The 24,850-nt window shown below is 65.4% G+C and carries 22 protein-coding genes and 2 pseudogenes; 14 read left to right on the top strand and 10 right to left on the bottom strand.

Translation table 11 applies throughout. From position 1 onward, the window contains the following. Nucleotides 1-52: 52 nt before the first annotated feature. The 4 genes and pseudogenes from MF609_RS18990 to MF609_RS18980 form a co-directional block, all read right to left on the bottom strand. Nucleotides 53-1,066 carry a serine hydrolase domain-containing protein gene (locus tag MF609_RS18990; protein ID WP_242417643.1) on the bottom strand — a complete coding sequence of 338 codons (1,014 nt, stop codon included), beginning with the start codon at nucleotides 1,064-1,066 and terminating at the stop codon, nucleotides 53-55. After that, on the bottom strand, nucleotides 1,063-2,562 hold the full coding sequence (locus tag MF609_RS18985) for an MFS transporter (protein ID WP_242417642.1): 1,500 nt from the start codon (nucleotides 2,560-2,562) through the stop codon (nucleotides 1,063-1,065). The genes MF609_RS18990 and MF609_RS18985 overlap by 4 nt, the downstream gene beginning before the upstream one ends. A 96-nt stretch (nucleotides 2,563-2,658) precedes the next feature. Beyond that, nucleotides 2,659-3,615 (bottom strand): hypothetical protein, encoded by a 957-nt coding sequence (locus MF609_RS20135; RefSeq protein WP_419723088.1) that lies wholly within the window; start codon nucleotides 3,613-3,615, stop codon nucleotides 2,659-2,661. A gap of 154 nt (nucleotides 3,616-3,769) precedes the next feature. Continuing rightward, a pseudogene (locus MF609_RS18980) lies at nucleotides 3,770-6,037 on the bottom strand (TonB-dependent receptor); the annotation flags it as partial. A 176-nt stretch (nucleotides 6,038-6,213) separates the two neighbouring features. Between MF609_RS18980 and MF609_RS18975 the strand changes: the two are divergent. The 6 genes and pseudogenes from MF609_RS18975 (at nucleotide 6,214) to MF609_RS18955 (ending at nucleotide 12,156) form a co-directional block, all read left to right on the top strand. After that, on the top strand, nucleotides 6,214-8,007 hold the full coding sequence (locus tag MF609_RS18975) for an arylsulfatase (RefSeq protein WP_242417640.1): 1,794 nt from the start codon (nucleotides 6,214-6,216) through the stop codon (nucleotides 8,005-8,007). Beyond that, a pseudogene (locus tag MF609_RS19945) lies at nucleotides 8,004-8,327 on the top strand (SUMF1/EgtB/PvdO family nonheme iron enzyme); the annotation flags it as partial. The gene MF609_RS18975 and the pseudogene MF609_RS19945, both read left to right, overlap by 4 nt. A 16-nt stretch (nucleotides 8,328-8,343) precedes the next feature. After that, a complete protein-coding gene (locus MF609_RS19940; protein ID WP_336944606.1) occupies nucleotides 8,344-8,847 on the top strand; it encodes a formylglycine-generating enzyme family protein in 504 nt (167 codons plus the stop codon). 158 nt (nucleotides 8,848-9,005) lie between these two features. After that, complete coding sequence (locus tag MF609_RS18965) at nucleotides 9,006-9,755, top strand: 3-keto-disaccharide hydrolase (RefSeq protein ID WP_242417639.1); 750 nt, start codon at nucleotides 9,006-9,008, stop codon at nucleotides 9,753-9,755. After that, entirely contained in the window at nucleotides 9,752-11,449 is a 1,698-nt protein-coding gene (locus tag MF609_RS18960; RefSeq protein WP_242417638.1) for a GMC oxidoreductase, read from the top strand. The genes MF609_RS18965 and MF609_RS18960 overlap by 4 nt, the downstream gene beginning before the upstream one ends. Beyond that, nucleotides 11,446-12,156 carry a gluconate 2-dehydrogenase subunit 3 family protein gene (locus tag MF609_RS18955; protein WP_242417637.1) on the top strand — a complete coding sequence of 237 codons (711 nt, stop codon included), beginning with the start codon at nucleotides 11,446-11,448 and terminating at the stop codon, nucleotides 12,154-12,156. Before MF609_RS18960 ends, MF609_RS18955 begins: the two co-directional genes overlap by 4 nt. Nucleotides 12,157-12,353: 197 nt before the next feature. Here the strand turns inward: MF609_RS18955 and MF609_RS18950 are convergent, their stop codons facing one another. The 3 genes from MF609_RS18950 to MF609_RS18940 form a co-directional block, all read right to left on the bottom strand. After that, nucleotides 12,354-12,626: a hypothetical protein gene (locus MF609_RS18950; RefSeq protein ID WP_242417636.1), complete on the bottom strand. Its 273-nt coding sequence runs from the start codon at nucleotides 12,624-12,626 to the stop codon at nucleotides 12,354-12,356. Between the two features lie 80 nt (nucleotides 12,627-12,706). Continuing rightward, nucleotides 12,707-13,027 (bottom strand): hypothetical protein, encoded by a 321-nt coding sequence (locus MF609_RS18945; protein ID WP_242417635.1) that lies wholly within the window; start codon nucleotides 13,025-13,027, stop codon nucleotides 12,707-12,709. Nucleotides 13,028-13,159: 132 nt separating this feature from the next. Next, nucleotides 13,160-13,357 carry a hypothetical protein gene (locus MF609_RS18940; RefSeq protein WP_242417634.1) on the bottom strand — a complete coding sequence of 66 codons (198 nt, stop codon included), beginning with the start codon at nucleotides 13,355-13,357 and terminating at the stop codon, nucleotides 13,160-13,162. Between the two features lie 200 nt (nucleotides 13,358-13,557). On the opposite strand from MF609_RS18940, the gene MF609_RS18935 reads away from it, so the two are divergent. The 4 genes from MF609_RS18935 to MF609_RS18920 all read left to right on the top strand — a co-directional run bounded on the left by MF609_RS18935 (nucleotide 13,558) and on the right by MF609_RS18920 (nucleotide 16,256). Next, nucleotides 13,558-13,839 (top strand): DUF427 domain-containing protein, encoded by a 282-nt coding sequence (locus tag MF609_RS18935; RefSeq protein WP_242417669.1) that lies wholly within the window; start codon nucleotides 13,558-13,560, stop codon nucleotides 13,837-13,839. Between the two features lie 87 nt (nucleotides 13,840-13,926). Beyond that, complete coding sequence (locus tag MF609_RS18930; protein ID WP_242417633.1) at nucleotides 13,927-14,757, top strand: aldo/keto reductase; 831 nt, start codon at nucleotides 13,927-13,929, stop codon at nucleotides 14,755-14,757. 23 nt (nucleotides 14,758-14,780) lie between these two features. Next, nucleotides 14,781-14,981, top strand: a complete 201-nt coding sequence (locus tag MF609_RS18925) for a hypothetical protein (protein ID WP_242417632.1) — start codon at nucleotides 14,781-14,783, stop codon at nucleotides 14,979-14,981. Between the two features lie 81 nt (nucleotides 14,982-15,062). Continuing rightward, entirely contained in the window at nucleotides 15,063-16,256 is a 1,194-nt protein-coding gene (locus tag MF609_RS18920) for a metallophosphoesterase (RefSeq protein ID WP_242417631.1), read from the top strand. Nucleotides 16,257-16,842: 586 nt separating this feature from the next. Here MF609_RS18920 and MF609_RS18915 read toward each other — a convergent pair. Further along, on the bottom strand, nucleotides 16,843-17,670 hold the full coding sequence (locus tag MF609_RS18915) for a glutathione S-transferase (RefSeq protein ID WP_419723084.1): 828 nt from the start codon (nucleotides 17,668-17,670) through the stop codon (nucleotides 16,843-16,845). Nucleotides 17,671-17,689: 19 nt separating this feature from the next. Here MF609_RS18915 and MF609_RS18910 point away from each other — a divergent pair, with 19 nt between their 5' ends. Further along, a complete protein-coding gene (locus MF609_RS18910; protein ID WP_242417630.1) occupies nucleotides 17,690-18,544 on the top strand; it encodes an alpha/beta hydrolase in 855 nt (284 codons plus the stop codon). A 58-nt stretch (nucleotides 18,545-18,602) separates the two neighbouring features. On the opposite strand, the gene MF609_RS18905 is transcribed toward MF609_RS18910, so the two are convergent. Then, nucleotides 18,603-19,532, bottom strand: coding sequence for a Gfo/Idh/MocA family protein (locus MF609_RS18905; protein ID WP_242417629.1), 930 nt, complete (start codon nucleotides 19,530-19,532; stop codon nucleotides 18,603-18,605). A 347-nt stretch (nucleotides 19,533-19,879) separates the two neighbouring features. On the opposite strand from MF609_RS18905, the gene MF609_RS18900 reads away from it, so the two are divergent. The 3 genes from MF609_RS18900 (at nucleotide 19,880) to MF609_RS20130 (ending at nucleotide 24,496) form a co-directional block, all read left to right on the top strand. After that, entirely contained in the window at nucleotides 19,880-22,651 is a 2,772-nt protein-coding gene (locus tag MF609_RS18900) for a TonB-dependent receptor (protein ID WP_242417628.1), read from the top strand. A gap of 47 nt (nucleotides 22,652-22,698) precedes the next feature. Then, a complete protein-coding gene (locus MF609_RS18895) occupies nucleotides 22,699-24,258 on the top strand; it encodes a sulfatase family protein (RefSeq protein WP_242417627.1) in 1,560 nt (519 codons plus the stop codon). Nucleotides 24,259-24,391: 133 nt separating this feature from the next. Beyond that, nucleotides 24,392-24,496 carry an integrase core domain-containing protein gene (locus MF609_RS20130; protein ID WP_277991370.1) on the top strand — a complete coding sequence of 35 codons (105 nt, stop codon included), beginning with the start codon at nucleotides 24,392-24,394 and terminating at the stop codon, nucleotides 24,494-24,496. A gap of 179 nt (nucleotides 24,497-24,675) precedes the next feature. Here MF609_RS20130 and MF609_RS18885 read toward each other — a convergent pair. Beyond that, nucleotides 24,676-24,850: transposase (locus MF609_RS18885; protein WP_242417667.1), on the bottom strand; the 175-nt coding region annotated here is incomplete at its 5' end.

Below are 24,850 nucleotides of genomic sequence, written 5' to 3'. Positions count from 1 at the left end.
ACGAAAACGCGGCAAGTGTGAACTTAGTGAACTTTGAAACCACCCCTACCCGCTAACCCACTGATCCGGCATCGAAAGTAGCCACCACCGCATCCCCGGTAGCCGGCCGCAACTCAAAAATACCGCTGTCGAAATGCCGCGTCGGATGCACCCGGTTGGTCAGCAGCGTCCACGCCACCCCGCGCTCGAAATCGACCCACAGCCCGGTCCCGGTAAAGCCGGTATGCCCGATCGTCCCCGCCGAACAGGCCTGCCCCCCGGACCAGCCCGGAAAGCGGATTTCCCACCCGGCCGTCCGGCGCCCCTCGACCGGGGTGCGGATCGCCTCCAGCATCGCCGCCGTTGCGCCGCTCCCGTCAAGCAGCCCGGCCGCGAAGTTCAGCACGCCATCGACCGTCCCGAACAGCCCGGCATGGCCGGTCCGCCCGCCCATCGCCGAACAATTCTCGTCATGCACCTCGCCGACCAGCACCCGCCCGCGCCACTGGCAATGCTCCGTCGCGACCGCCGGCCCCGGCGGCGGGCCCCAGCTCAACCCCGACCCCAATGGCAACGCATCCAGCCCGGCACCGATGATCCGCTCGACCGCGATGCCGAGCAGGATAAAGTTGATGTCGGAATAGACCGGCGGCCCGTGCTTCCACTCCCGCTGCAACACGAACGCCCGCAGCCGCGCGGGATCGTCGCCATAGGTATAGATCGGCTCGACCGCAGGCAGGAAGGTGCGGTGGACCAGGCAGTCGCGAAACGTCAGCCGCCGCTCCGCCGCGCCGGCGACGTCGTATTGGCGCAAGTCCGGGATCGCATCGGTCAGCGGCCGGTCGAGATCGATCCGCCCCTCCTCCGCCAGTCGCAGCACGAACCGCGTGGTCGCGATCACCTTGCTGACCGACGCCAAGTCGAACCAGTGGTCGCGGGTCAGCGGCTCCTCGACCGGTACCCGCTGCGCCAGCCCGGCCACCCGCACCTCGCGCCCGCCATCGGCGGTGACGATGCCCAGGGTCGCGCCGGGTATCCGCCCTTCCGCGACATAACGCGCGGCTTCGCTGAACGCCCGGTCGATCACGCATCATCCTCCCGCGCCCGTATCTTCGACAGTGCGGGCAGCAGCGGGATGGCGGCAAGGCTGACCGCGCCCGACAGCAGGAAGAACCCGTCATAGCCGATCACCCCGACCATCGACCCGCCTGCTCCGGCCAGCATCCGCGGCAGCAGGAACGCAAAGCCGGTCAGGAACGCATATTGCGCGCCGGGATAGCGCGGGTTCACCAGCAGTGAGAGATAGACGACGAACACCGCACCCGCAAAGCCGTTGCCGAACTGGTCCAGCGCGGTCGCGACATACAGCATCGCCTCGCTCACCGGCTGATGCGCGAGCCAGACAAAGCCGAAATTGCCGATCGCCGCCACCACCGCACCGACCGCCAGCGCCCACAGCATCGGCCGCCGCGCCACCATCCAGCCGCCAAGGCCGACCCCGACCATGCTCGCCGCCAGCGCCACGATACCGTCCGCGCGGCCGATCTGGCTGAGACTATAGCCCAGTTCCTTGATCATCGGCTTGGACAGGTTCAGCGCCAGCACATCGCCCATGCGGTACAGCGAGACGAAGACCATCAGCAGGATCGCGGCATATTGGAACCGCCAGAAGAAATCGACATAAGGCCCGATTGCGGTCGAGGTGCGGATCGGCGCGGTCGGCGGCGCCTTCCTGATCCACGGCAACGCGGCGGCCATGCCGAGGAACGGGACCATGCACAGTCCCAGCACCCATGGCGTGACATTGCTCTTCGCATCGATCCCGATCCCGGCGGCCGCGCTCAGCAGCACATAGCCGACCCCCGCCGTCACCGCGCAGGCGGCGGCGAGGATCACCGCCCCGCCGCCGATCCCGGTCAGCAGCGCGACACTCCGCCCGCCGCCCCGGCCCGCCTCCGGCCGCATCGCCGCGAGGATCGGGAACGGCAGGAACGCGGCGACCGCGACCAGCAGATAGGCGAGCGCCCAGCCGCCATTGTCGGCCAGCAGCAGCGCTCCGCTTCCCGCCGCGACCATCGCGGTGCGATAGCCCCACAGGTTGGCGGCGACGATCGGCCCCTGCTGGTCCTGCGTCGGGAACAGCTCGATCCGCCACGCATCCGCCGCGACTTCGAGGGTGGTCGTCCAGAAGGCCAGCAGCACCGCGAACAGCGCGGTGACGGGCAGGCTGGCATCGTCCGCCGTCCACGCCATCGCCCCCATCGCACTGACGATGCCCAGCTGCGCCAGCATGATCCACCCGCGCCGTTTGCCCCAGAAGCGGCTGAACCCCGGCACGTCATATTTGTCGAGCAGCGGCGCCCATACGAACTTCAGCGTCGGCAGCAGCTGCACCCACGCAAAGAAGCCCAGCACCGTCAGCGCCACGCCATGCGCCTGCAGCCGGAGCGCCAGCACGGTCGAGAACATGTAGAAGGGCAGCCCGGCCGAAAAGCCCAGCAGGCCGTAGAGCAGCATCGCGCTGCGCCCCGGATGGCTGGCAGCGGCAGGGGGGACCGCAGCGGCGGCAGCGGATGCGGTCATGGCTACTCCGGGCACTGGCAAAGCGCGAACCTCCTGCGATCCGCCGCGCGCGTCAACCGGGCCATGGCTGGCGGTTATACCCGCCGCGCATTTTGTTCAGGCGCGCACCAGCCCCCATCGGTCGTACCGGAACCGCTTCGCCCCCAGCGCAAACTGCCGGCCATCGATCCGCTCCACCGTGGCGCTGTCCGCCCCCTCGGCCATCCACGCGGGGATCGCGATCCGATCGATCGTCCCGCCGAACGCGCCGTCCAGCACTTCGGGCAGGTCGACCAACAGGTTGCGCGCGCCGAGCCGGGTCGCGACCGCCTCGCCCCCCTCGAACGGCGGCAACGCGGTGAAGCGCTTGCCGAGATCCAGCGCGATACTCGCCGCCGTCTCCGCATCGACCAGCGCACCGCCATTGCGTTGCCGCCGATGGTTCTGCCAGTCGCCGCCCAGCGTGTCGCCCAATGCGTCCAGCAATGCGGGATGCAGCGCGCGTTCGACCAGCATCCGGTTGTCGCGCGGAATGACGATGTCGGGCATCTCCTCCAGCAACCGCAACGTCGCCTCGATCGGCAGCATGTCGGGATAGGGCGCGATCCGCTTGACCCCGCCCAGTCCATGCAGCGCCCGTCCGTAGAGCAGCGGCGTCAGGTCGCGTTCCGCCGGCCGCAGCACGATCGCACGCGGCTCCGCGAACGGCCCACGCTCCCGCCCCGGGTGCCGGTGCAACCGCCCGATCCGCTGCAACAGCACGTCGACGGGCGCAAGGTCGGTGAGGAGCAGGTCGGCATCGATGTCGAGCGACTGTTCCAGCGTCTGGGTACCCACCAGCACCCGCCCGCCGCCGCTGCGTTTCTTGCCGAACGCCGCCGTCACCGCATCGTCGAGCAATTTGCGGTCCTGCGCCGCGAACCGGCCATGATGGACCGTCGCCACCCCGTTCACCGCAAAGGCAAGGTCGGGGACCAAGTCCGCCACTGCCTGCGCCACCGCGACCGCGCCGGCGACGCTGTTGCGCACCACCAGCACCGCCGCCCCGGCCCGTGCCGCCGCTACCGCCCGCATGGCGATTGCCTGCGCGTCCTCCAGGATCGGCGCAATCTCGACCGTCACGCGCTTGTCCGGCCCGGTCGCCCCGTTCGCCGAGCGTACCGGTAATCGCCCCCGTATTGCCGGCGGCGCGCGACAGGAAATAAGCTTCGTCGGTCACGTTGCGACCCCATAGCTGAATGTCGAACAGCCCGTCGCCGGTGCGAAATCCGAAGCGCAGGTTCAGAAGATCATAGGCCGGTATCACCGAATACCGGCTGAGGCTGGCCGTGGTGTTGGTGCTCGACCGATAGCTGTAATCTCCGCCGACATAGACCTCCCCTGCCCGTCCGGCCATGTTCGCGATCGGGGCGCGGACCTCACCGCCCGCCGATGCCGCCCATTCCGACACGCCCGGCAGGCGCCGCCCCGACAGGTCGCACAATGTGCGCCCGGTAATCTCGATCGGGCAGGGCGCGTTGGCATAGGAGATGTAGCGCGCGTCGTCATAGGTGCCCGATCCGTAGAGCGTCAGCCACGGCGTCGGCGTGGCGCGTATATCCGCTTCGACGCCGCGCGTGCGGACCTTCGCCGCGTTGGTGAAGAAGCTGACGCCGTTGCGTTCGATATCGACGATCGTCGTCTGGTAATCCCGCACATCGGTCCAGAAGGCGGCGGCATTGGCGGTCAGCCGCCCGCCGAACCACGTCGTCTTGATGCCCGCTTCGTAGCTGTCGATCGTCTCGGGTGCGATCACCGGGTTGGCGGCGAACTGCCCGGTCGTGGTTATGTTGGCGAGGTTCAGCCCGCCGAACTTGTTGCCGCGCGCATAGGTGACATAGCCCAGCACCGGTTCGACGACCTTCCACGACAGCGTCGCCTGTCCCGACAGTCGCCCGGCCCGGGTTTCCGCGTCATAGCGGTTGGCGACGCCATAGCGCGACCGGATCGTCCGCGCCGTCGCCTGCTGCGCCGTGGTCAGATCGCCAAGCGATCGTCCGGTCGCGATCTGGTCGAAATATCCGCTCTTGGTTTCATAGGTATAGCGCAGGCCCGTGGTCAGATCGACGCCGGGCACGATGTGCCATGTCGTCTGCGCAAAGGCGGCATAGCTGTCGGTGACCGGCCGCGACTGGCTGACCACCTGATAGTCGTTGAGCGCTGCCGCCCCGACCGCCGCATTCGTGGTGGGCGGCAGGAACCAGTCGGCGGCACGGCTGCCGTAGCGGTTGACCGCCTCGGCGCGGATCGACTGGTAGAGATAATAAAGGCCCGCCACATAATCGACCGCACGGTCGCCGTTCGACGCGATGCGCAGTTCCTGGCTGACCTGCCGCTGCTCGTTACTCTGGTGGAAATCGGCACCGGCATCGATGCTGGTGCCGTCGCCGTCATTGTGCGGATACCAGTTCCACGCGCGCCAGGCGGTGACCGACGTCAGCGTCGCCGCCCCCAGATCGAGATCGGCGGTCAGGTTGATACCATGCTGGTTCATCGCATAGCGGGGGTTGGCGTCGACATCGGTGAGGCGGAACGCGGGGTCGGCCGGCACCGGGGTATACCCCAGCCGCGCGGCACGGTCGTAATAGTTGTTCGCGAAGTTGGCAGAATTGTCATAGCTGCGGATCGCGCCCAGCAGGATGCCGCCCGCGGTGAACGAATGCTGCCGCCCCCAGTCACCGATCAGGCGGAGCGTCAGCGCATCGGTCGGCTTGTAGAGCAGCTGCCCGCGCAGGTTCAGGTCATGGAAATCCTGCCCCAGCCGCCCGTCGAAGCGATTGCGGGTAAAGCCGTCGCGATCGGTCTTCGACACGAACAACCGTGCGGCAAGGCTATCGGTAATCGGGCCCGAGACATAGGCATGGAGCTGACGGAAACCGACATTGCCGAGCGACACGTCGCCGCCCGCCTCGGGATCGAAGGTCGGTGACCTGGTCGTGACCACGACCGCGCCAGCCGAGGTATTCTTGCCGAACAGCGTGCCCTGCGGCCCGCGCAGCACCTCGATCCGCTCAAGATCGGCGAGGTCGAACACCGTCTGGCCCGGCCGCGCGAGATACACGCCGTCGACATAGACGCCGACCGCTGGCTCCAGCCCGTCATTATAGACCGCGACATTGTTGCCCAGGCCGCGGATGTTGATGCTGGTGTTGCGCGGGTTGGTGTTGGTCACGACCAGACTGGGCGTCAGCTGCTGCAGGTCACGCAGGTTGTAGGTTCGCGTCGCCTCGATCTGCGCCGCGCCGAACGCGTTGATCGCGATCGGCACGTCCTGGCTGCGCTCGGCCCGGCGGCGTGCGGTGACGACGATATCCTCGCCCCCCGCCGCCTCTTCGCGGGCGTCGGTGCCAACTTCGGCGGCCGTCGGGACCGGATCGGCGGCAAGGGCGGGAATGGCGCACAACGACGCCCCGGCAAACAGGGCAAGGCGGATGGAACGGGCGGGCAAGGCAGGCATGGATGGTCCCCGATGACGAAGGGCGGCGGCACCCGCCGGACCGGCCCTGGCTAGAATAGGCACGGCATCGAAACGAACCCACTAATTCCCATCACATTGGTAGATTATCTTTATTGCTGGCCCCCGGAGGTTCGCTATGCCCGTGCGCACGACCTTCGCTACCTTTAGGAATGCCCATGCCGGTTAAGCCCCTGACCGCCGCCCTGCCCGTGCTGCTGTTCGCACTCCCCGCCGCCGCCGCGCCCGAAACGCCGCGGGTTTTAGCCGCGCAACCCGCGCCGGCTGTCGCGCCGAAGGATGCCCCGAATTTTCTGGTCATCGTCGCCGACGACCTCGGTTGGTCCGACATCGGCGCGTTCGGCGGCGAAATCGCGACCCCGAACCTCGATGCGCTGGCACTGTCGGGCGTACGCTTTACCGGGTTCCACACCGCACCCACCTGCTCACCCACGCGATCCATGCTGATGAGCGGGGTCGACCATCATCAGGCGGGCCTCGGTACCATGGCCGAGCTGTTGAGCGATGCGACCCGCGGCCGGCCGGGCTATGAAGGCTATCTCAACGACCGGGTCGCCTCGATCGCCGAATTGTTGCGCGCCGGCGGCTATGCCACGCTGATGGCGGGCAAATGGCATCTCGGCCTCACCCCCGATCGCGAACCGGCGGCGCGCGGGTTCGAGCACAGCTTCGCGCTGCTGCAAGGGCTGTCGAACCATTTCGGCGCGGACCAGAACGCCGCGTGGACCAATGCCGGACTGAACCCCAGCTACCGCGACGACGGCAGGCCCGCCACGCTCCCGGCCGGCAGCTATTCGACCGACTACTTCACCGACCGCCTGATCGGCTATCTGGATCAGGCGAAGCGCGCGGGGGATGCGCGCCCGTTCTTCGCCTATCTTCCCTTCACCGCGCCGCACTGGCCGCTACAGGCGCCGCCGGAAACGATCGCCAAGTATAAGGGCCGCTACGACGCCGGGTACGAAGCATTGCGCGACGCCCGCCTGGCCCGGCAGAAGCAACTGGGCCTTATTCCCGCCGACGCCGTCGCCCACAGCACCGAACAGGTTCGTCCCTGGGCCTCGCTGTCGCCGGACGAACGGGCGGTCGAGGCACGCAAGATGGAGGTCTATGCCGCGATGGTCGACCGGCTCGACCAGAATGTCGGGCGGGTGATCGCCGCACTGAAGGCACAGGGTCGCTACGACAATACGATCATCCTGTTCCTGTCTGACAATGGTCCCGAAGGCAATGTGATCGAAGCCCCCTCTCCCCGCTTCAGGATCGCTGATCCCAAGGCACCTCCGGCCGACCCCGACGCACCGGCAGCCCCGGCCCCCTCGCTCGGCATCGATAACCGTCTCGCCAATATCGGGAAGGCGACCAGCTATGTCGGCTATGGCCCGGGCTGGGCACAGGCCAATTCGACGCCGTCATGGCTGGTGAAAGGCTATCCGACCGAGGGCGGCATACGCGTAAGCGCCTTTGCCGCGGGCAGGGGCGTGCGGGGCGGCGGGCGCATCGCCACGGCCAGTCTCGACGTGCGCGATATCGCGCCGACCCTGCTCGACTATGCCGGACTGAACCAGCCCGCGACTTTTGCCGGGCGGCCGATCCTGCCGCATCAGGGGCACAGCCTGCGCCCGGTGCTTGCCGCCAGCGCGCCCGCGATCCGCACGGCGGGCGAAGCCATCGGGTACGAACTCTTCTACCGCCGCGCGCTGCGCAAGGGCGACTGGAAGGTCGTGTACCTGCCTGCCGGGACCAACCGTTATACGCGCAAGGGGGTCAGCACCGGTCGCTGGCAGTTGTTCGACATTGCCTGCGATCCGGGCGAAACGCGCGACCTTGCTTCGGCCGAACCGGCGCGGCTTGCCGAACTGGTCGCAGCGTATGACAGCTATGCGAAGGACAAGGGCGTCGTCCCCCTGCCCGTCGCGCCCACGCCGACCGCCACCGGTCCGAAGCCATGAGGCGAACGACCGCGCTGTTCCTTGCGGCGGCCGGGCTGGTGTCGAGCGGTGCCCACCGCCCTGCCGCCCGCTGTAACGCAACCGACGCGTGCGTCACAATTCCGGCCGGCACGGTACTGTTCGGCGAGGACGGAGCCGGCCGGCCCGGCAGGGCAACCCCCGTCGCCGCCTTTCGCATCGACGCGCATGAGGTGACCAACCGCCAGTTCGCCGCCTTCGTCGCCGCCACCGGGCATCGGACCCGTGCAGAACGCGACGGCGGATCGGCGGTGTTCGTCGCTCCGACGGAACCGGTCCCGCTCGACGATGCGGCGCGCTGGTGGCGGTACGTGCAAGGTGCCGACTGGCGTCATCCGCAGGGACCGGGCAGCACGCTCGACGGCCATTTGGCAGGATCCGGTCGTCCATGTCGATCGGGCGGACGCGGCCGCCTATGCCGCCTGGGCCGGCGGATTCCTGCCGAGCGTCGAACAATGGGAACGCGCCGCCCGTGGTGGTCAGACAACGCCGCGCGACGCGATGGCGTGGGCGTTCGACCATGGCAAGGCGCGGGCGAATGTCTGGGAAGGCGTCTTCCCGATCGTCGATAGTGCGGCGGACGGCTATGCCGGCATCGCGCCCGTCGCGCGCTTTCCGGCCAGCGATCTCGGCCTGTACGACATGGTCGGCAATGTATGGGAATGGGTCGCGGGCGACGGGCCGGTCGGACTGGTCAAGGGCGGCAGCTTCCTGTGCGCGACCAATTACTGCGCGAACTTCCGCCCCGCCGCGTTCCAGGCACAGGAACGGGACTTCCCGACCTCCCATATCGGGTTTCGCGTCGCCTATCGCATACAGTGATCGGCCCGGCATGGACCCACCCTCCGCCGCGCAGCCAGCCGGCAGGTCTGCGGCGAAGCCGCGCTTTCGTTGGGCTAGTTCCTTGTAATCACACCCAAAGGCGGTAAGCCTTTGGCAACGGCGGCATATGACCGCGGCGACAATCTAGGAGAACCACCATGCGCAAGGCATCTGGCATCGGCGCGGCGCTTGTACTGATGGTACAGCCCGTCCTCGCCCAACCTGCCGGACAGCGCGACAACGTCCTGTCGGCGCAGGAGCGCGCGCAGGGGTGGCAATTGTTGTTCAACGGACGCGACCTTTCGGGATGGACGTCGTTCGACGGCACCCCGCCGGCGCGGACCTGGACGGTGCGTGACGGGACGCTGCTGCTGACCAAGGCCGATGGACAGATGAGCGGTACCGATCTGGTGACCGCCGAGCGGTTCGGCGCATTCGAACTGACGGTCGACTGGAAGGTCGAACGCGGCGGCAACAGCGGCATCCTCTATCTGGCGCGCAGGATGCCGGACGCTCCGCTGCTATACCAGACCGGACTGGAGATGCAGGTTCTGGACGATGCCGGCCATTCCGACGGCAAAATCCCGACGCACCGGGCGGGTTCGCTCTACGACATGACGGTGCCGCCTGCCGGCGCGTCGCGTCCGGCGGGAAGCTGGAACCATGCGCGACTGCTGGTCGAGCGCGGACGCATCCGCCAATGGCTGAACGGGACGCTGACCGCCGACGTCTCCTATGGCGACGATGCGTGGCGCAAGCGGGTCGCCGGCTCGAAATTCGCAAAGATGCCGCGCTTCGGCACCTTCCCCAGCGGCGTCATCGGCCTGCAGGACCATGGCGAGCCGGTCGCGTTCCGCAACATCAAGCTGCGCCGTATCGCTCCTGCGGCAACAGGAGCGGCCGAATGAAGCCGGTGGCAGCGGACGCCGCAATCGACGTCATCATCGTCGGGTCGGGCGCCGCGGGCGGCATGGCGGCGTACAGCCTGACCAAGTCGGGCCTGCGCTGCCTGATGCTGGAGGCCGGGCGGCAGTACGATCCGCAGGCCGAGGTCAATATGTTCGCCCCCGAAAGCGACGCGCCGCTGCGCGGGTCCGGCACGCCCGACAAGCCGTTCGGCTATTTCGACGCGACCGTCGATGGCGGCTGGCAGATCGACGGCGAACCCTACACGATGCAGCAGGGCACGGACTTTCGCTGGTGGCGTCCCCGGATGCTCGGCGGCCGGACCAACCATTGGGGCCGGCACGTACCACGCTTCGGTGCGTATGATTTCAAACCCTTTTCGCGCGATGGCCTCGGCGTCGACTGGCCGATCTCCTATGACGATGTCGCGCCCTTCTACGACCGGGTCGAACGGATGATCGGCGTCAATGGCGGGCCGATCGGGCTGGAGAACCACCCGGACTCGCCGGCGGACTGCCTGATGCCGCCGCCCACGCCCCGCGTGCCGGAGATGCTGATTACCGCAGCGGCCGAAAGCCTAGGCATTCCGGTCCGCGCCGCGCATACCGCCGTCCTCACGCGCGACATGCCCGATCCGGTGGCACCCCGCAGCGCCTGCTTCAACGCGACGCCCTGTACCCGTGGCTGCACCATCGGCGCCATGTTCCAGACGACGACCTCGCTCCTGCCGATGGCCAAGGCGACCGGCAAACTGCGCGTGGTCACCGATGCGATGGTGGCGCGCGTGGTGATGGGGTCCGGCACCCGCGCCGCCGGTGTCGAATATGTCGACCGCAAGACCGGGCTGCGGCACCGCATAACGGCGCGCGCAGTGGTGCTGGCCGCCGGTACGGGCGAGACGACCCGCCTGCTGCTCAATTCGGGGCAGGACGGTCGGGGCCTCGCCAATTCCTCCGGCGAACTGGGCCGCAACTTGACCGACTCCACCGGTGCGTCGTTCCGGGCCTATATCCCCGGCCTGGCAAACCGTCCGCGTTACAACGAGGACGGGATTGGCGGGCAGCATATCTACATCCCGTTCTGGCTGTACGAACAACAGAAGCGCGGCGAGCTGGATTTCGCACGCGGCTATCATTTCGAAATCGGCGGACGTTTCGGCATCCCGCCCGACAATGTGCTGCCACGGGTGTGGGGTACGGCGCTGAAGCAGGCGGTACGCGCGCGATCCGGGGCGACGATCGCGCTGGTCCTGCGTGGGGAGATGATCCCGAACAAGGACAGCTATTGCGAGATCGACCCGGACGTGAAGGATCGTTTCGGCATCCCGGTGCTGCGCTTCGCGTTCAAATGGTCGCAGCATGAAATCAATCAGGTCGCGCATGGTCGCCGCGCGGCGCATTCGGTGTTCCGGCGGCTCAACGGCACGATCCTCGACCCCGATCTGCCGCCGGAAAAGATCATGACCGCCGGGGGCGAGATCATTCACGAACTGGGCACGGCGCGGATGGGGGCCGACCGGCGATCCTCGGTCGTCGACAGCTATGGCCAGACCTGGGACGTCGACAATGTCGTACTGATGGACGGTGCCACCTTTGCATCGGGGCCGCACAAGAACCCGACCCTGACCATCCTCGCGCTCGCCCTGCGGGCATCGGAACGACTGGCCACCCGCCTGACGTCGGGGGCGCTCGCATGACCCTCGACCGCCGCACGACGCTGCAATGGTTCGCCGCCGCGACCACCCTGTCGCTTGCGCCATGGACGCCGGCGTTCGGTGCGGTTGCCGCCGGGGCCGGAACGCCGCCGCCGTTCGACGTGGTCGACTGGCCGGAAAAGATCGCGCCGCTGCCCCCGACAAAGGGCTATGGCCGCGACCCCGACCTGACCGATCCCAAGGTGCCATGGCCCTTGACGTTCAACCCGGCCCAGCGCGCCGTCATCGACATGCTCGGCGATATGATCCTGCCCGCCGATGCCGCATCACCCGGTGCCGGCAAGCTCGGCGTCGGTGCCTTTATCGACGAATGGATCAGTGCGCCCTATCCGCGGCAGCAGGACGATCGGGCGACCGTCATCTCCGGTCTCGCATGGCTCGACGCGCAGAGCCGCGCGCTGCACCGCGCGTCCTTCAACGCGCTGACGATGGTGCAACGTACTCTTCTGCTCGACGCGCTGACGGTCGCCGCGCCGGCCCCCGCCCTGGCGAAACCGGTCGCGTTCATGGACCGGCTGCGCAGCCTGTTCGTGCTCGGCTTCTACAGCCTGCCCGAAGGAAAGGCGGATATGGGCTTTATCGGCGACCAGGTGACCGAGGGTCCCTATCCCGGCCCCGACGCCGAAGCGCTCGCCCATCTCGATGCGTTGATGCGCGAACTCAAGCTGGAGCGCAAAGGGCCGGCATAGGCCGGTCCGACCGATCCCAGCGCCGGACGCTTCGTTGTCGATCGGCCACCCCTCCGCCGCGACCCGGAAGGCAGGCTTTCGGGGAATGAGGGACACATCAGAGGGCACGCGCGGTGGGTGCAGGTCCTGCCTGCGACGGCAATGGCGCGGTCACCGCGAGGGTCGACCGTTTCTGCGCAGGAACATGGCGGATCGGCCTACAAGCCGGCTTGGTCGATCTTCTGCGCGATTTCGCTAGGCAAGGCGGTCTCCGACTTCGGCAGCAGCCGATGCAGCGCCGTCTGCACGCGTTTGCGCGCGACCTGATAAGCCTTGTGGCGGATGACGCGCATCGCATTCGTCCGCCACGACGGGCTTTCCCCCAGCAGCGCTTCCCATTTGGCTTCCTCCGCCTCGAGGATCGACAGGGCGAGGCGCAATCCGTCGCGTCGTCCGCGGGCATATTCGTCGGAAATGGGCGGCGGCTTCATGCGGAGGAACTGGACCGCACCACCGTCTCTGACAAGGTAAATTCCCCATGCGGTCGTCGGACCGGCAGCTGGCACCCGGCTCAGTTACCCTCGGCGTCGACCATGATCACGACCGGCCTGCCGCGTGACATCGGCTCCCATCCGGCCAACAGCGCGGAGCGTACGCAGCGCGCGATCGTCGCGTCATCCAGCTGGAGCCGACCACGCGGCAACCCCTTCAACAGCCGCTTGGGCGGCGGAAATTCGACCAGGGCTTCGCGCTTGGCGTCCTGCAGCAGCAGGGCAATCGTCATGCCCTTCCACCCATCGTCATCCGACTGGTGAGGTTCGCTGTGCAGGTGCCAGTCATAGGCGGTGCCATCTACCGTGACGCTTCCGGCATTCATGTGGGATTTCGACATGCTCGAACCCCTAGCACAGCGGATGCGCAGAGGTACAAATCCGCCTTCGCGCTCCATGCGCCCGTGATGCGTCGGCCCCGACCAGCACCGCCAGCACGCAGTCGAGCCGCCGGAAGCGAGACGGCATTTGCCTTACAGGCTGATGCCGCGCCGGCGCATCTGTTCCTCCGCCATGGCAAGCAGCGGCGTCGGATCGCCGCCGGCGAAGATGTCGGCGAAGTCGAGCAGATCCTCGTCGCCCAACGCCGCCACCGCCGCCTCGATGGCGGCGAGGCGCCGAAGGTCGTGTTCCGTCTGGGTGGCGAGGCGCTTCATGCGGGTCTTGAGCATCGCCAGCCATTAACAGGATCGATCGCCTTTGGCATTGCCCGATCGCTTGTCGCATGCGTCGAATGCAGGATCGGTCGGCGGTCCGCCCGCCATGGCGAACCGATACGGTAGCGCGCATTGCCCGCCAGCCGGCTGACCCGGAACCCGCCTTGACGAGGGCCGACCGAATGCCGACCTCCCTCCGCGTCAGGAGGCGCATGATGGTGGAAGCACGGTGGAACGGCGTACGGATCGCCCATAGCGACGATACAGTCATCGTCGAGGGCAACCATTATTTCCCGGTGGAGAGCGTGGACGCCACGCTCCTGCGACCGAGCAGTACGACGACCATCTGCCCATGGAAGGGAACGGCGCATTATTACAGCCTGAAGGTCGCGGGGGCCGACAATCCCGACGCCGCCTGGTACTATCCCGATCCCAAACCCGAAGCCGAGAACATCCGCGGGCGCATCGCTTTTTGGAAGGGCGTCGCTGTTAGCTGACCGCCGGCTGCGCCGATATATTGCTCCGTGTCGATCCAGCCTGACCGGAAATTGGCCCGATGCGCCGGGTCGAACGTTGACCGACCCATGAAAACGATCCGCTTTCCGGACGGCACGACCGTCCCCGCCCTGGGCCAAGGCACCTGGATGATGGCGGAAGACCCGGCCCTCCGATCGGACGAGATCACCGCGCTGCGCGAAGGGCTGTCGCTCGGCCTGACCTTGATCGACACTGCTGAGATGTATGCCGATGGCGAGTCCGAACGCCTCGTCGGTGAAGCGATCGTGGGCGTACGCGACGAGGTGTTTCTCGTCAGCAAGGCCTATCCCCAGAATGCGTCGCGCGACCGGTTGCCCCGCGCCTGCGAGGCGAGCCTTGAACGTCTCGGGACCGACCGGCTCGACCTGTACCTGCTGCACTGGCGCGGCAACGTGCCGCTGGGCGAAACGGTCGAGGCGATGGAACGGCTGGTCGCGGCGGGCAAGATCCTGCGCTGGGGCGTCAGCAATCTCGACACCGACGACATGGCGGAACTCGTCGCGAGCGGGGGCAAGGGATGCCAGACGGACCAAATCCTCTACAACCTGACCCGACGTGGTCCGGAATATGATTTGGTCCCGTGGCTGGCGCAGCATCGCATGCCGGTCATGGCCTACAGCCCGGTCGAGCAAGGCCGCCTGATCGCACATCCCGGCCTTAACCGAATGGCCGCCGAGCGCGACGCCACGCCCGCGCAACTCGCTCTGGCCTGGCTGCTCGCGCGGGACGGCATTCTCCCTATCCCCAAGGCCGGGTCCATCGCCCATGTGCGGGACAACCGGGCAGCGTTGGACCTCAAACTGTCCGAAGCGGAGCTACGACGCCTCGACGACCTGTTCCCGCCGCCACGCCGTCCCGAGCCGCTGGCAATGCTCTAGTCGCGGAGGAGTTCGGGGAACGCTTGCGGCTGCAGTGCCGCGAGAAGGATTTCGCGTCGGGCTATATGTTGGTCGACATCGTGCAGTCTGGGCCGATCGTCACCGACGTCAGCGCGGCCGACAGTCAATTCGCGGGACAGATAGTGCAGGCGATCCCGCTCGGCCGCTATGGCAGGGTCGAGGAGATCGGCGCGATCACGTTCCTCGCCAGTCCCATTCAGTGATCTCCGCGGCCATGAAGGTTCGACGCGTAATCCTGTTGCAAGGGCAGGCTTCGTCGAAACCATACTTAGGCTCCTCCTCCCATGGCATATGGCGGACACGTACGGTGTGTACCGCGTTTACCGGCAACCTTGCCTGCAACAGCCGGAGCACGTTCCATCTTCAATGTCGTCTTTGCCGTACCGGCGCTGATCGTTCTGGCGCGCTGGCTGTGGCCCTTGCCGCTGCCGCTCTGGGCCAAGATTCCCGCGGGCATCCTGATGCTTGCGGCTTCGCAATTTCATTTGTGGAGCCGGCTATCGTCGGGTTCTGTCTTTGCGCCCGAGTTCCCACGCCTGGTCGTGATCCTCTTCAACTGGGCGTTCGGCGCGCTGCTTCTGCTGGCCGTATTGCAGGTGATGGTCGACTTGGCCGCACTGTTGACCATGTTGGTGCGGCGGGAGGCGATCCGGGAGCCGGACGCGCTGCGCTACGCCATAGCGGGCTTGGCCGCAGTGCTGGCCGGGATCGGAGTCGCCAACGCGCTGCGCGTTCCGCCGATGAAGGACGTGACGGTGGCCATCCGCGACCTTCCGCCATCCTTCGACGGATATCGGGTCGTTCAGCTTACCGACCTGCATATCAGTCGACTCTTCACGGCCGATTGGGCGCAGGCCGTCGTCGATCGCTCCAATGCGTCCGGTGCCGACCTGATCGTGGTGACGGGCGACTTCATCGACGGGTCGGTGGAGATGCGTCGTCGTGACATAGCACCTTTGCAGCAGCTACGCGCGCCGGACGGGGTCTACGCAATCCCCGGCAATCACGAGTATTTCTTCGATTACGCCGCGTGGATCCGGCACCTGTCGGGCATGGGTTTCCGTATGCTGCCCAATGCGCATGCGGTGATCGAACGCGGCGGCGAACGGCTGGTATTAGCCGGGGTCACCGACCTGTCGGCACCGAGCGTGGGCAAACCCGGCCCCGACCTTTCCCTCGCACTGCGAAGTGCGCCCGCCAACGCGCCGATCATCCTCCTGGACCATCAACCCGCAAAGGCACGCGATGCCGCCGCACGCGGCATCGCGCTTCAGCTGTCCGGGCATACCCATGGCGGCATGATCGCCGGGCTCGACCGGATCGTCGCGCGGGCCAATGCCGGGTTCGTGTCGGGACGGTACAAAGTCGGCGGCATGACACTCTATGTCAGCAACGGCACCGGCCTATGGCCGGGCTTCGCTCTCCGGTTGGGCGTGCCGCCCGAGATTACGCGGTTCACGTTGCGACCAATGGCGTAGCGCGGCCCTTGCGATACAGCTTGGAGCCACGAGGAGGTTCAGTTCAGGCCGTGTCGGAGGCTCTTACCGACTTCACCGGTGTCCGGCTACGGCGGCGATCGTAAATCAAGCGATTTCCGGCGTCGCCGATCCCGCCTGCCGTTCGAAGAGCCGCCGATAATGGCCGCCGGTGACGGTCGACAGCCAATGCGCGATGACGATGGCCGTATTCGGGATGCCTCCCACAGCCTCGAAGTTCCGCCTTTGTAGCAGGGCTCTGTAGCAAAACCCCACCAACGTTCCGGACACCGCCCGCAAAACCAAGCAAAGTGAATTGCTTAGATGGATGTTGGCTGGAGCGGCAGGATTCTCATCCCAGCAAAGCTGCTCGCTAAGTACTTGATTCCACTAGCGCGCAGGTACCGCCTGCATATATCATTGCCACAGTGCATTGGCAAAATTTTCAATAAGACTTCGGCCGATCTTTATCGACGCTGCAAAGAACCGCTTTCCTGAATCCCACGGCTGAGAAGATCGCCAACGGTCCACCAGCCTGTTGCACGCCATCACGACTGCCAAGCGGCGACCGACTAGCTATATTGAAAGTTCAGAGGAATACAGGGGAATCGAGCCGCAACCCGGCCTCCGGAGGCGGATCGACCGGCGCCCCGCCCTCTACGATGACCTCCTTCTTGCCCGGACACCAGGGCACGACTTGGTACATGATCCGTTGAAACAGATCGGAAGCGAGGTGCGCCGCGAGCCATGCCTGCAAATGGGGCAGCGTCAGCGTTTCGAACCATTCGCGATCGACCGCGGCGAACTGCCGAACGAACGGCATGATCGCCGCGTCAGCGATACCCATGCCTATCCCGGCAAGCTGTCCGGTCGAAGCTAGGCGGGCATCGAGTTCCCGCAGGAACAGAAGGCCGAGATCGCGATGCTCGGCTGCATCCGAACCGTGCCGATCGGGATATTTATACCGGTCGAGATGGTGCTTGAAGCTTTCGTCGTTGCTGGCGATCAGGGCCGGATCGTCGTGTGCCAGCCAATCGTCCGGGTCGCGAAACGACAACGCCCATCGCATGATCGCGAGACTTTCGTCGATTACCGCGCCTTCGGTGGTTCGCAGGACCGGCACGGTACCCTTTGGCGAGATCGCGAGCATCGCATCGGGCTTGGCCGAAAGGCGAACCTCGCGAAGTTCATGACGCACGCCACTGACGGCCAGTGCCAGTCGCGCGCGCATCGCGTAGGGGCAACGACGAAAGCTGTAGAGAATGGGGTCGGCCATCTCGCCACTTATGCTGTGCAAGAGCGGTGTTTGAAAGGTTCGTGGGGCATACCCCATATCGCGACGTCGGCTATGCTGCGGGAAAAGCGGGAGGACGCACCATATGATCCGGAGCGGGAATGGTATGAGACGGCGCAGCATAGGTCTGGGGATTGGCGCCTTGCTCGGGTCGCTTGCCACCGCCTGTTCGCCGCTTACCACATTCGACCGGCTGGTGCCGAAGGATCGGGGCGGTACCCTGATCGCCAAGGGGCTGGCGTACGGATCGAGTCCGCGCCAGCGACTGGACGTCTACGCACCGCGTGGCGGTTGCGGGAAGCCACGACCGGTCGTGGTTTTCTTCTATGGCGGCAGCTGGAACAGCGGGACGCGTGGTGGCTACGCGTTCGTCGGCCGCGCACTTGCGGCACAGGGGTTCGTGACCGTCGTTCCGGATTACCGACTGGTGCCCGACGTCCGCTATCCAGCGTTCGTTGAGGACGGTGCCGCCGCCGTGCGCTGGGCGAGCTCGAACGCCAGCAACTACTGCGGCGACGGCCAATCGGTCGTGTTGATGGGCCATTCGGCGGGCGCGTACATCGGCGCGATGCTGGCAGTCGATCCGCGCTGGCTGGGAGAAACACGGTCGGTGGTGCGGGGGTTCGTCGGGCTTGCCGGACCCTATGACTTCGCCCCGTTCGATGTCGATGCGAGCCGTGCGGCCTTTGGGCAGGTAGCCGACCCGGCGGAGACACAGCCGGTGACATGGGCCGGAACCGGCGATCCACCCGCCCTGCTACTTTACGGTACGGAAGATAGCGTCGTGCGTCCTCGGAACAGCGAAGCGCTGGCCGCCAAGCTACGCGCGGGCGGCGTGGCCGTGGAGCAACGGGCGTATCCCAAGCTGGGCCATGTCGGCATCCTGCTCGCGCTTGCCCGCCCGTTTCGCGGTCGTGGACCCGTCCTGGCGGATGTGGCGGGGTTCATCCGGTCGAGGGTGGAGGTGGATGACGCCGATCGCCGCCGAGACAGATGAACGTTCGCGTCCCGTTGGTCGCTTCCCGACTGCCGATAGCCAGGCAGATACGTTGTTGTTAGTCGCCGTCCCTACAGTCCGCGCCAGCAGAGACTTCTCCATGAATGCCTGTCTCCGCATGGCGGACGATAGCCTCGCAAATCGCATGCGTCGCCAAGATGGAGGCCGCATCCACCGGCCTGCGCGCACGAACCGCGATCAGGAAATCATCGCACATCGCCTCGAAGCCGCGTTGCCGTCCGACCGGAATCCAATCCGGCCGTCGTTTCACGCTTTGCGTACCCTGTGCTTCGAGACGCTCGGCAAGGTTCCGCACGCTGTACCGCATCCCGCCGCCCAGGACGTCCAGACGCTCCTCGTCGAGTCCGCTGTTCCGATGCATCATGCCGATTGCGGTGAACCCGTCACCTGCCAGCGTGAGGGTAATGCTGTGCAGCATGTCGTCCACGACATGGGTTTCGATGGTGCGACGGCGAACCGGCGCAGGACTGAGCGACAGCAACGTATCGACGACGTGGATGAAGTCGTCGAAGACGACACGACGGGGCAGGTCCGGTTGCCGGTGGCGATGCTTTTCCATGACGATGAGGTTCGCATCGATGGCGCGCAAGGCGACATAGTCCGGCGCGAACCGCCGATTGAAGCCGAGGACGAGCGGCGTGCCCCTCGCCGCAGCCAGGGTAACGAGCGCTTCCGTTTCAGAGAAACTATCCGCGAGTGGTTTGTCGACGAAGGTTGCAATGCCCTGTTCGATCAAAAGCCTGACCAGTTCGCCATGCGCCGGCGTGGCCGCGTGGACGAAGGCGGCATCGAACGACGTCGCGGAAAGCGCGTCGGCTACACTGGCGTGCCGATTGACGATGCGAAACTCGCGACCGACTTCGTCGAGAACGACTTTATTCCGAGTTGTGAGATGGATATCGAGATCGCCGCGCCGCGACAGCACCGGAAGATACGCCTTGCGGGCAATATCGCCCAGCCCGACCATGAGTATGCGCATATCTGTATCTTCCGGTTCACTACGATCGCCATCTGCGTCGGCTAAGGCTACGCACGCCATCGCGTTCCCTGCAACCAGTCCTCAGGGCGACCCATAATCAGACACTCGAAGACCGGTTGCCGTCCTCCGACTTCCGCCATTCGTTCATCTCACCGGACGTTAAAGCTGTACGAGCGGTCGCGTCGCATGCGCCCTTGACCGGTCGACTAATATCCATGGCCGGAATGCTGTCCCTTGCGCTGGTAAACACGCAATGCGCCCCCCCGAAAGCAAAGCTTTCTGGAATCCCCATTCATTCAGTAGGATAATCCCGCCAGCGGGAGATGGGGAAAGAAATGAGCCTTCAAGTGGATATGTTGGCGGGAACGGCCTGGTGGCTGGCGCTCGTAGCGAACCCTGCAGCATACGCGCAAACTGTACCAACGGATGCTGACCAAGCTGCAAAGCCGTCCCTTGCGGCAGCGCAAAGCGAACAGGACATCGTCGTCACTGGTATTCGTGGCGGTATCGAACAGGCGGTACGGATCAAGCGCAACGCGCCTAGCATCGTCGATGTGATCAGTGCCGACGACATCGGCCGCTATCCCGACGTCAACGTCGCAGAATCGGTGCAACGCATCTCGGGCGTTCAGATCAACCGGACGCGGGGCGAAGGACGCAGCGTCAATATCCGCGGCCTGCCCGACACGTTTACGCTCGTTACGCTGAACGGGCGAGCCGTCCCGAACGCGATCAACGACCTGTTCACCGGCTTTTCGCGTTCGTTCGACTTCTCGACGCTGCCGCCGGAATTCGTCCGCACGCTGGAGGTCTACAAGTCTCCTACCCCCGATTTGGAGGATGGCGGCCTGTCGGGCGCGGTCAATATCCGCACGCCACGCGCGCTGGATCTCGGTCGCCGGATCGTCACGGTTGCGGCGCAGGCCGAGTATGAAAGCAATTCGGGCAAGGCCGCGCCACGCGTGTCGGCACTGTTCGCCGACCGCTTTCTCGACAACCGGCTCGGCATCACTATCGGCGCGTCCTACACCCAACGCCGGCCGCAGACGCATCAGATCGAAACGGGTTGGAACACCGTGACCGAAGGTCAGGGTGTCCCGGCCGGCGGAGGTGCCGACGATCTGAACGGTGACGGACGGATCGACCCGACCCGCCTTGTTCGCATTCCCGGCGTCGTGATCCAGGACATGTTCACCGAGGACAACCGCCGCCTTAGCGGGGTCGCCTCACTGCAATTCCGTCCCGACGACCGGTTCGAAGTCTATGTTGACGGCCTGTACACCCGTATCGACGTCGATGCCGTGCGCCAGGAAAACTTCCACAATTTCGCCGGATCGGGTGGTGTGGTCGCGTCTCGGAGCGAAGTTCTCGATGGCGTCGACACCGCGACCGACTTCACGGTCAGCAACCTCGATCTGCGCGACGGCGGGCGCTATCAGGATCGCAGCGGTTACATCCGCTCGCTGGTCGGCGGGTTCAAGTTCGACGACGGCCGATGGCACCTGCTTGTCGAGGGATCGGCGCAGAAATCGCGTCAGACCCGCAACACGCTCAATATCGCGGACAGTATCAACGGCACGGCGCGCATCGTCGCGCGGCCCGGCGACGTCGTGCCCAGCATAACCTATCTCGGCGACCTCGATGCGCGTCGACTGAACCCGAACAGCTTTCGCCTGCTCAGCTTGAACGGCGAGCTTGACCGGGTGACGAGCGACCGCCTGCGCGACGTCAAGATCGACGTCCGGCGCGATCTTGGCGAACGAGGACTGACCGCGCTGTTGTTCGGTGCCAAGGCGACCGATCGGGCAATCTATGCCGACAACAAGGTGCTGACGATACCCGCCTCCGGAGTGTCGCGTCTCTATGGCGGTCTGCCGGCGGGTCCGCTGCCGGGTTCGTTCAGCGCCGCGCCGTTCATGATCCCGATCGCACCCGGATCGGGTGAATTCCTCGGCAGCTATGACGGTGACGCCACCTTCCCTACCCGCTGGCTGGGGTCCGACGCGCGCAGCTTCGTCAGCCGCTTCCGCCCGGCGCAGCTGATCGCTGGCGGCACCTACACCAACGATGCCACCGGCATCCTCGATGTCGAGGAACAGCTGCTCGCCTTCTACGGACGCGGGGATATCGCGTTCGGACGTCTTACCGGCAATGTCGGGTTGCGCGCAGTTCGGACCAGTCAGACGACGACAGGCGTCAGCCCGGACCTGAACGGCATTTCGGTCGAGGTCGAAACCGGAATGACGACGCGCGTTCCCGCCGCCGCACCCTTGCAGGTAGCGCGGCGCTACTGGGACTATCTGCCCAGCCTGAACCTGAAATACGAAGCGACCGACGCGTTGCAGTTCCGTTTTTCGGCATCGCGGACCATTGCCCGGCCCAATCTCGGCGACATTTCGCCGACGACGACCGCCAACGGCAACGCGCTGACCGTCACCCGCAACAACCCCTATCTCGACCCGTTCCGATCGAACAATCTCGACGCGACGATCGAATATTACTTCGCTCGCGACGCACTGGTCGGCGCATCCTTCTTCTACAAGAATCTGGAAAGCCTGATCCGACGCGAGATCACGATCCAGTCACTGCCCATCGCCTATATCCGGACGACAGGGACGACGCGGGTCCAGACCGACTTCACCGTCAGCCAGCTCGTCAAGGGTTCGGGCGTCGATCTGAAGGGCGTAGAGCTGTATTTCCAACAGGCGTTCACCAGCCTCCCCGCCCCGTTCGACGGATTGGGGGCGATCGCCAACTACACCTTCATCGACAATAGCGACCCGACGCAGCTCACCGCCGCGTCGAAGCACAATTACAACCTGATCGGCTATTACGAAAAAGGACCGGTCGCGGCGCGTGTCTCCTATTCGTGGCGCAGCAGCTTCCTCGCGGCCGCCGCCGTCGCTCCGGCCCAAGGACGCGTCAACCAGGCCTTCGGTACACTCGACGCCAGCATCAGCGTCAAGATCGCACCGGAGGCCTCGCTGGTGCTCGAAGCGGTCAACCTGCTCGATCGCGACGAGATCGTCGAGTTCACCACGGGGCTGCCCGCCAATTATCTCGACGCCGGTCGCCGTGTGTTCGGCGGACTGCGCCTCAGCCTGTAACATCTTCGCTCACGCGACAGCGTGAACGGTCTCGAAAAGGAACCATCATGGCCAACACCGTCGATCGCCGCGGCGTCCTGCTCGCCGGAACGGGCGGCGCCTTCGGCTTGTACAGCTGGGCAGCGGAAGCAACCGCGCGACAGCCGGCCAAGCGCAAGCTGCGCCTGCCGCGGCAGGGTACCGCCAAGCCGAAGAACATACTGTTCGTCCTGGCCGACGACCATCGCTACGACGCCATGGGCTTCATGAAGGCGCAATCGTTCGGCGAGACGCCGACCCTCGACCGTCTCGCGCGGGAAGGCGCACATTTCCGCAACGCCTTCGTCACGACCGCGCTCTGCTCGCCCAGTCGCGCATCGATCCTGACCGGTCTGTATGCGCACCAGCACAAGGTGGTGGATAACAACCATCCGATCCCGCCGGGGCTGATCTATTATCCCGAATATCTGCAACAGGCCGGGTATGACACGGCGTTCATCGGCAAGTGGCATATGGGCGATACCGGCGACGCGCCGCAGCCCGGCTTCGACCACTGGGTCAGCTTCAAGGGTCAGGGGAGCTATCTGCCGAGCGCCGACGGATTGAACGTCGACGGACGGCGGGTACCGCAAAAGGGCTATATCACCGATGAACTGACCGATTACGCAATCGACTGGATCAGCAAGCGCGACGCCAAGCGGCCGTGGATGATGCACCTCGCGCACAAGGCGGTGCATTCGGAATTCATCCCCGCCGAACGCCACAAGGGCCGCTACGCGAACGAGACGTTCCGATATCCCGAAAACATGCGCAAGGGCGTGCCCGGCCGGCCGATGTGGGTCGAGAACCAGCGCAACAGTTGGCACGGCGTCGACTATGCCTATCACGGCAATCTCGACATCGCGGACTATTACAAGCGCTATATGGAGACGCTGCTGGCGGTCGACGAAGGCTTGGGCCGTATCCTCGATCTGCTCGAACAGCGGGGTGAACTGGACGATACGCTGATCCTGTACATGGGCGACAACGGCTTCATGTTCGGCGAGCACGGACTGATCGACAAACGCACCGCCTATGAGGAATCGATGCGCGTGCCGATGCTCGCGCGCTGTCCGTCGCTGTTTGCCCCGGGCAGTCAGGTCGATGCGGTGGTCGCCAACATCGACATCGCGCCGACGATGCTTGCTGCCGCCGGGTTACAGCAGCCCGCGCATATGGCCGGTTCGAACATGCTGCCGATCGCGCGCGATAAGGCTGCACCGTGGCGCAAGGAGTTGCTGTACGAATATTATTGGGAACGCAATTTCCCGCAGACACCCACCGTCCATGCGATCCGCGAGGATCGGTACAAGTACATGCATTTTCACGGTATCTGGGACTTGGACGAACTGTACGACCTAACGGCAGATCCGCAGGAGAACGATAACCTGCTGGCGCGTCCGGGGCACGAGGATCTGGCGGAGCGGTTGAGCGGTAAACTCTTCACGCTGCTGGAACAGACCGACGGTATGCAAATTCCACTAAGCGCCGATGCCGGCTATCGCGCGAACCTGCGCAACCCGAGCGCTGCGGGGCAGGCTCCGTTTCCGCCAAGCTTTTTCCAACCGCCGGCTCGCAGATCGCGATGATGTTCGATCACTCAAAAACTGCGTGGTCGCGTAGGACGACCGGTCTCTGGTCGCTTGCGGCAGAACTCCCATTTCCCGAAACCGTTCGTCTGTTCACATCACGTTTGATGGCCTCTCTGGGACACCAACGATCATGCTGCCCCCAGGAAAGCCGACGCGAAACAGGTTCGTCGAGAGCTTCGACGATCGCAAGCGCGACGAACTGCTCAACGTGACGTTGTTCTACACCTACGGCTAGGCGCGTTCGATGCTGGCTCACTGGGTTGATACCTACAACGCCGAGCGGCAGTGCCTGGCCAAATTAACCCGGCAGCCTTCGCTACCGGATTAGAATCGCATTGCCTGTCAGTATGCCAATATTTCAACTATAGGAAACTTCCGCAATTCTCGAAAAGTAAAACAGCAGCCTCAAGACAACTAGGCGGCGTGGACAAATTTGAGCCAGTATCTTGCGGTGGCGAGGTAGACCATGCCGAGGAAGCTGCTGGCCAGCTGGTCGTAACGTGTGGCGATGGCGCGGTTGATCTTGAGGTGGCCGAACATGCGCTCGATGCGGTTTCGTTGCTTGTAGAGCGACCGGTCATGCTCGATC

This window comes from Sphingomonas panni, from assembly GCF_022664435.1.
In the GTDB taxonomy this organism is placed as follows: Bacteria; Pseudomonadota; Alphaproteobacteria; order Sphingomonadales; family Sphingomonadaceae; genus Sphingomonas; species Sphingomonas panni.
Note: the sequence above shows the minus strand (reverse complement) of the source record. Positions and strands in the feature narration are given on the sequence as shown.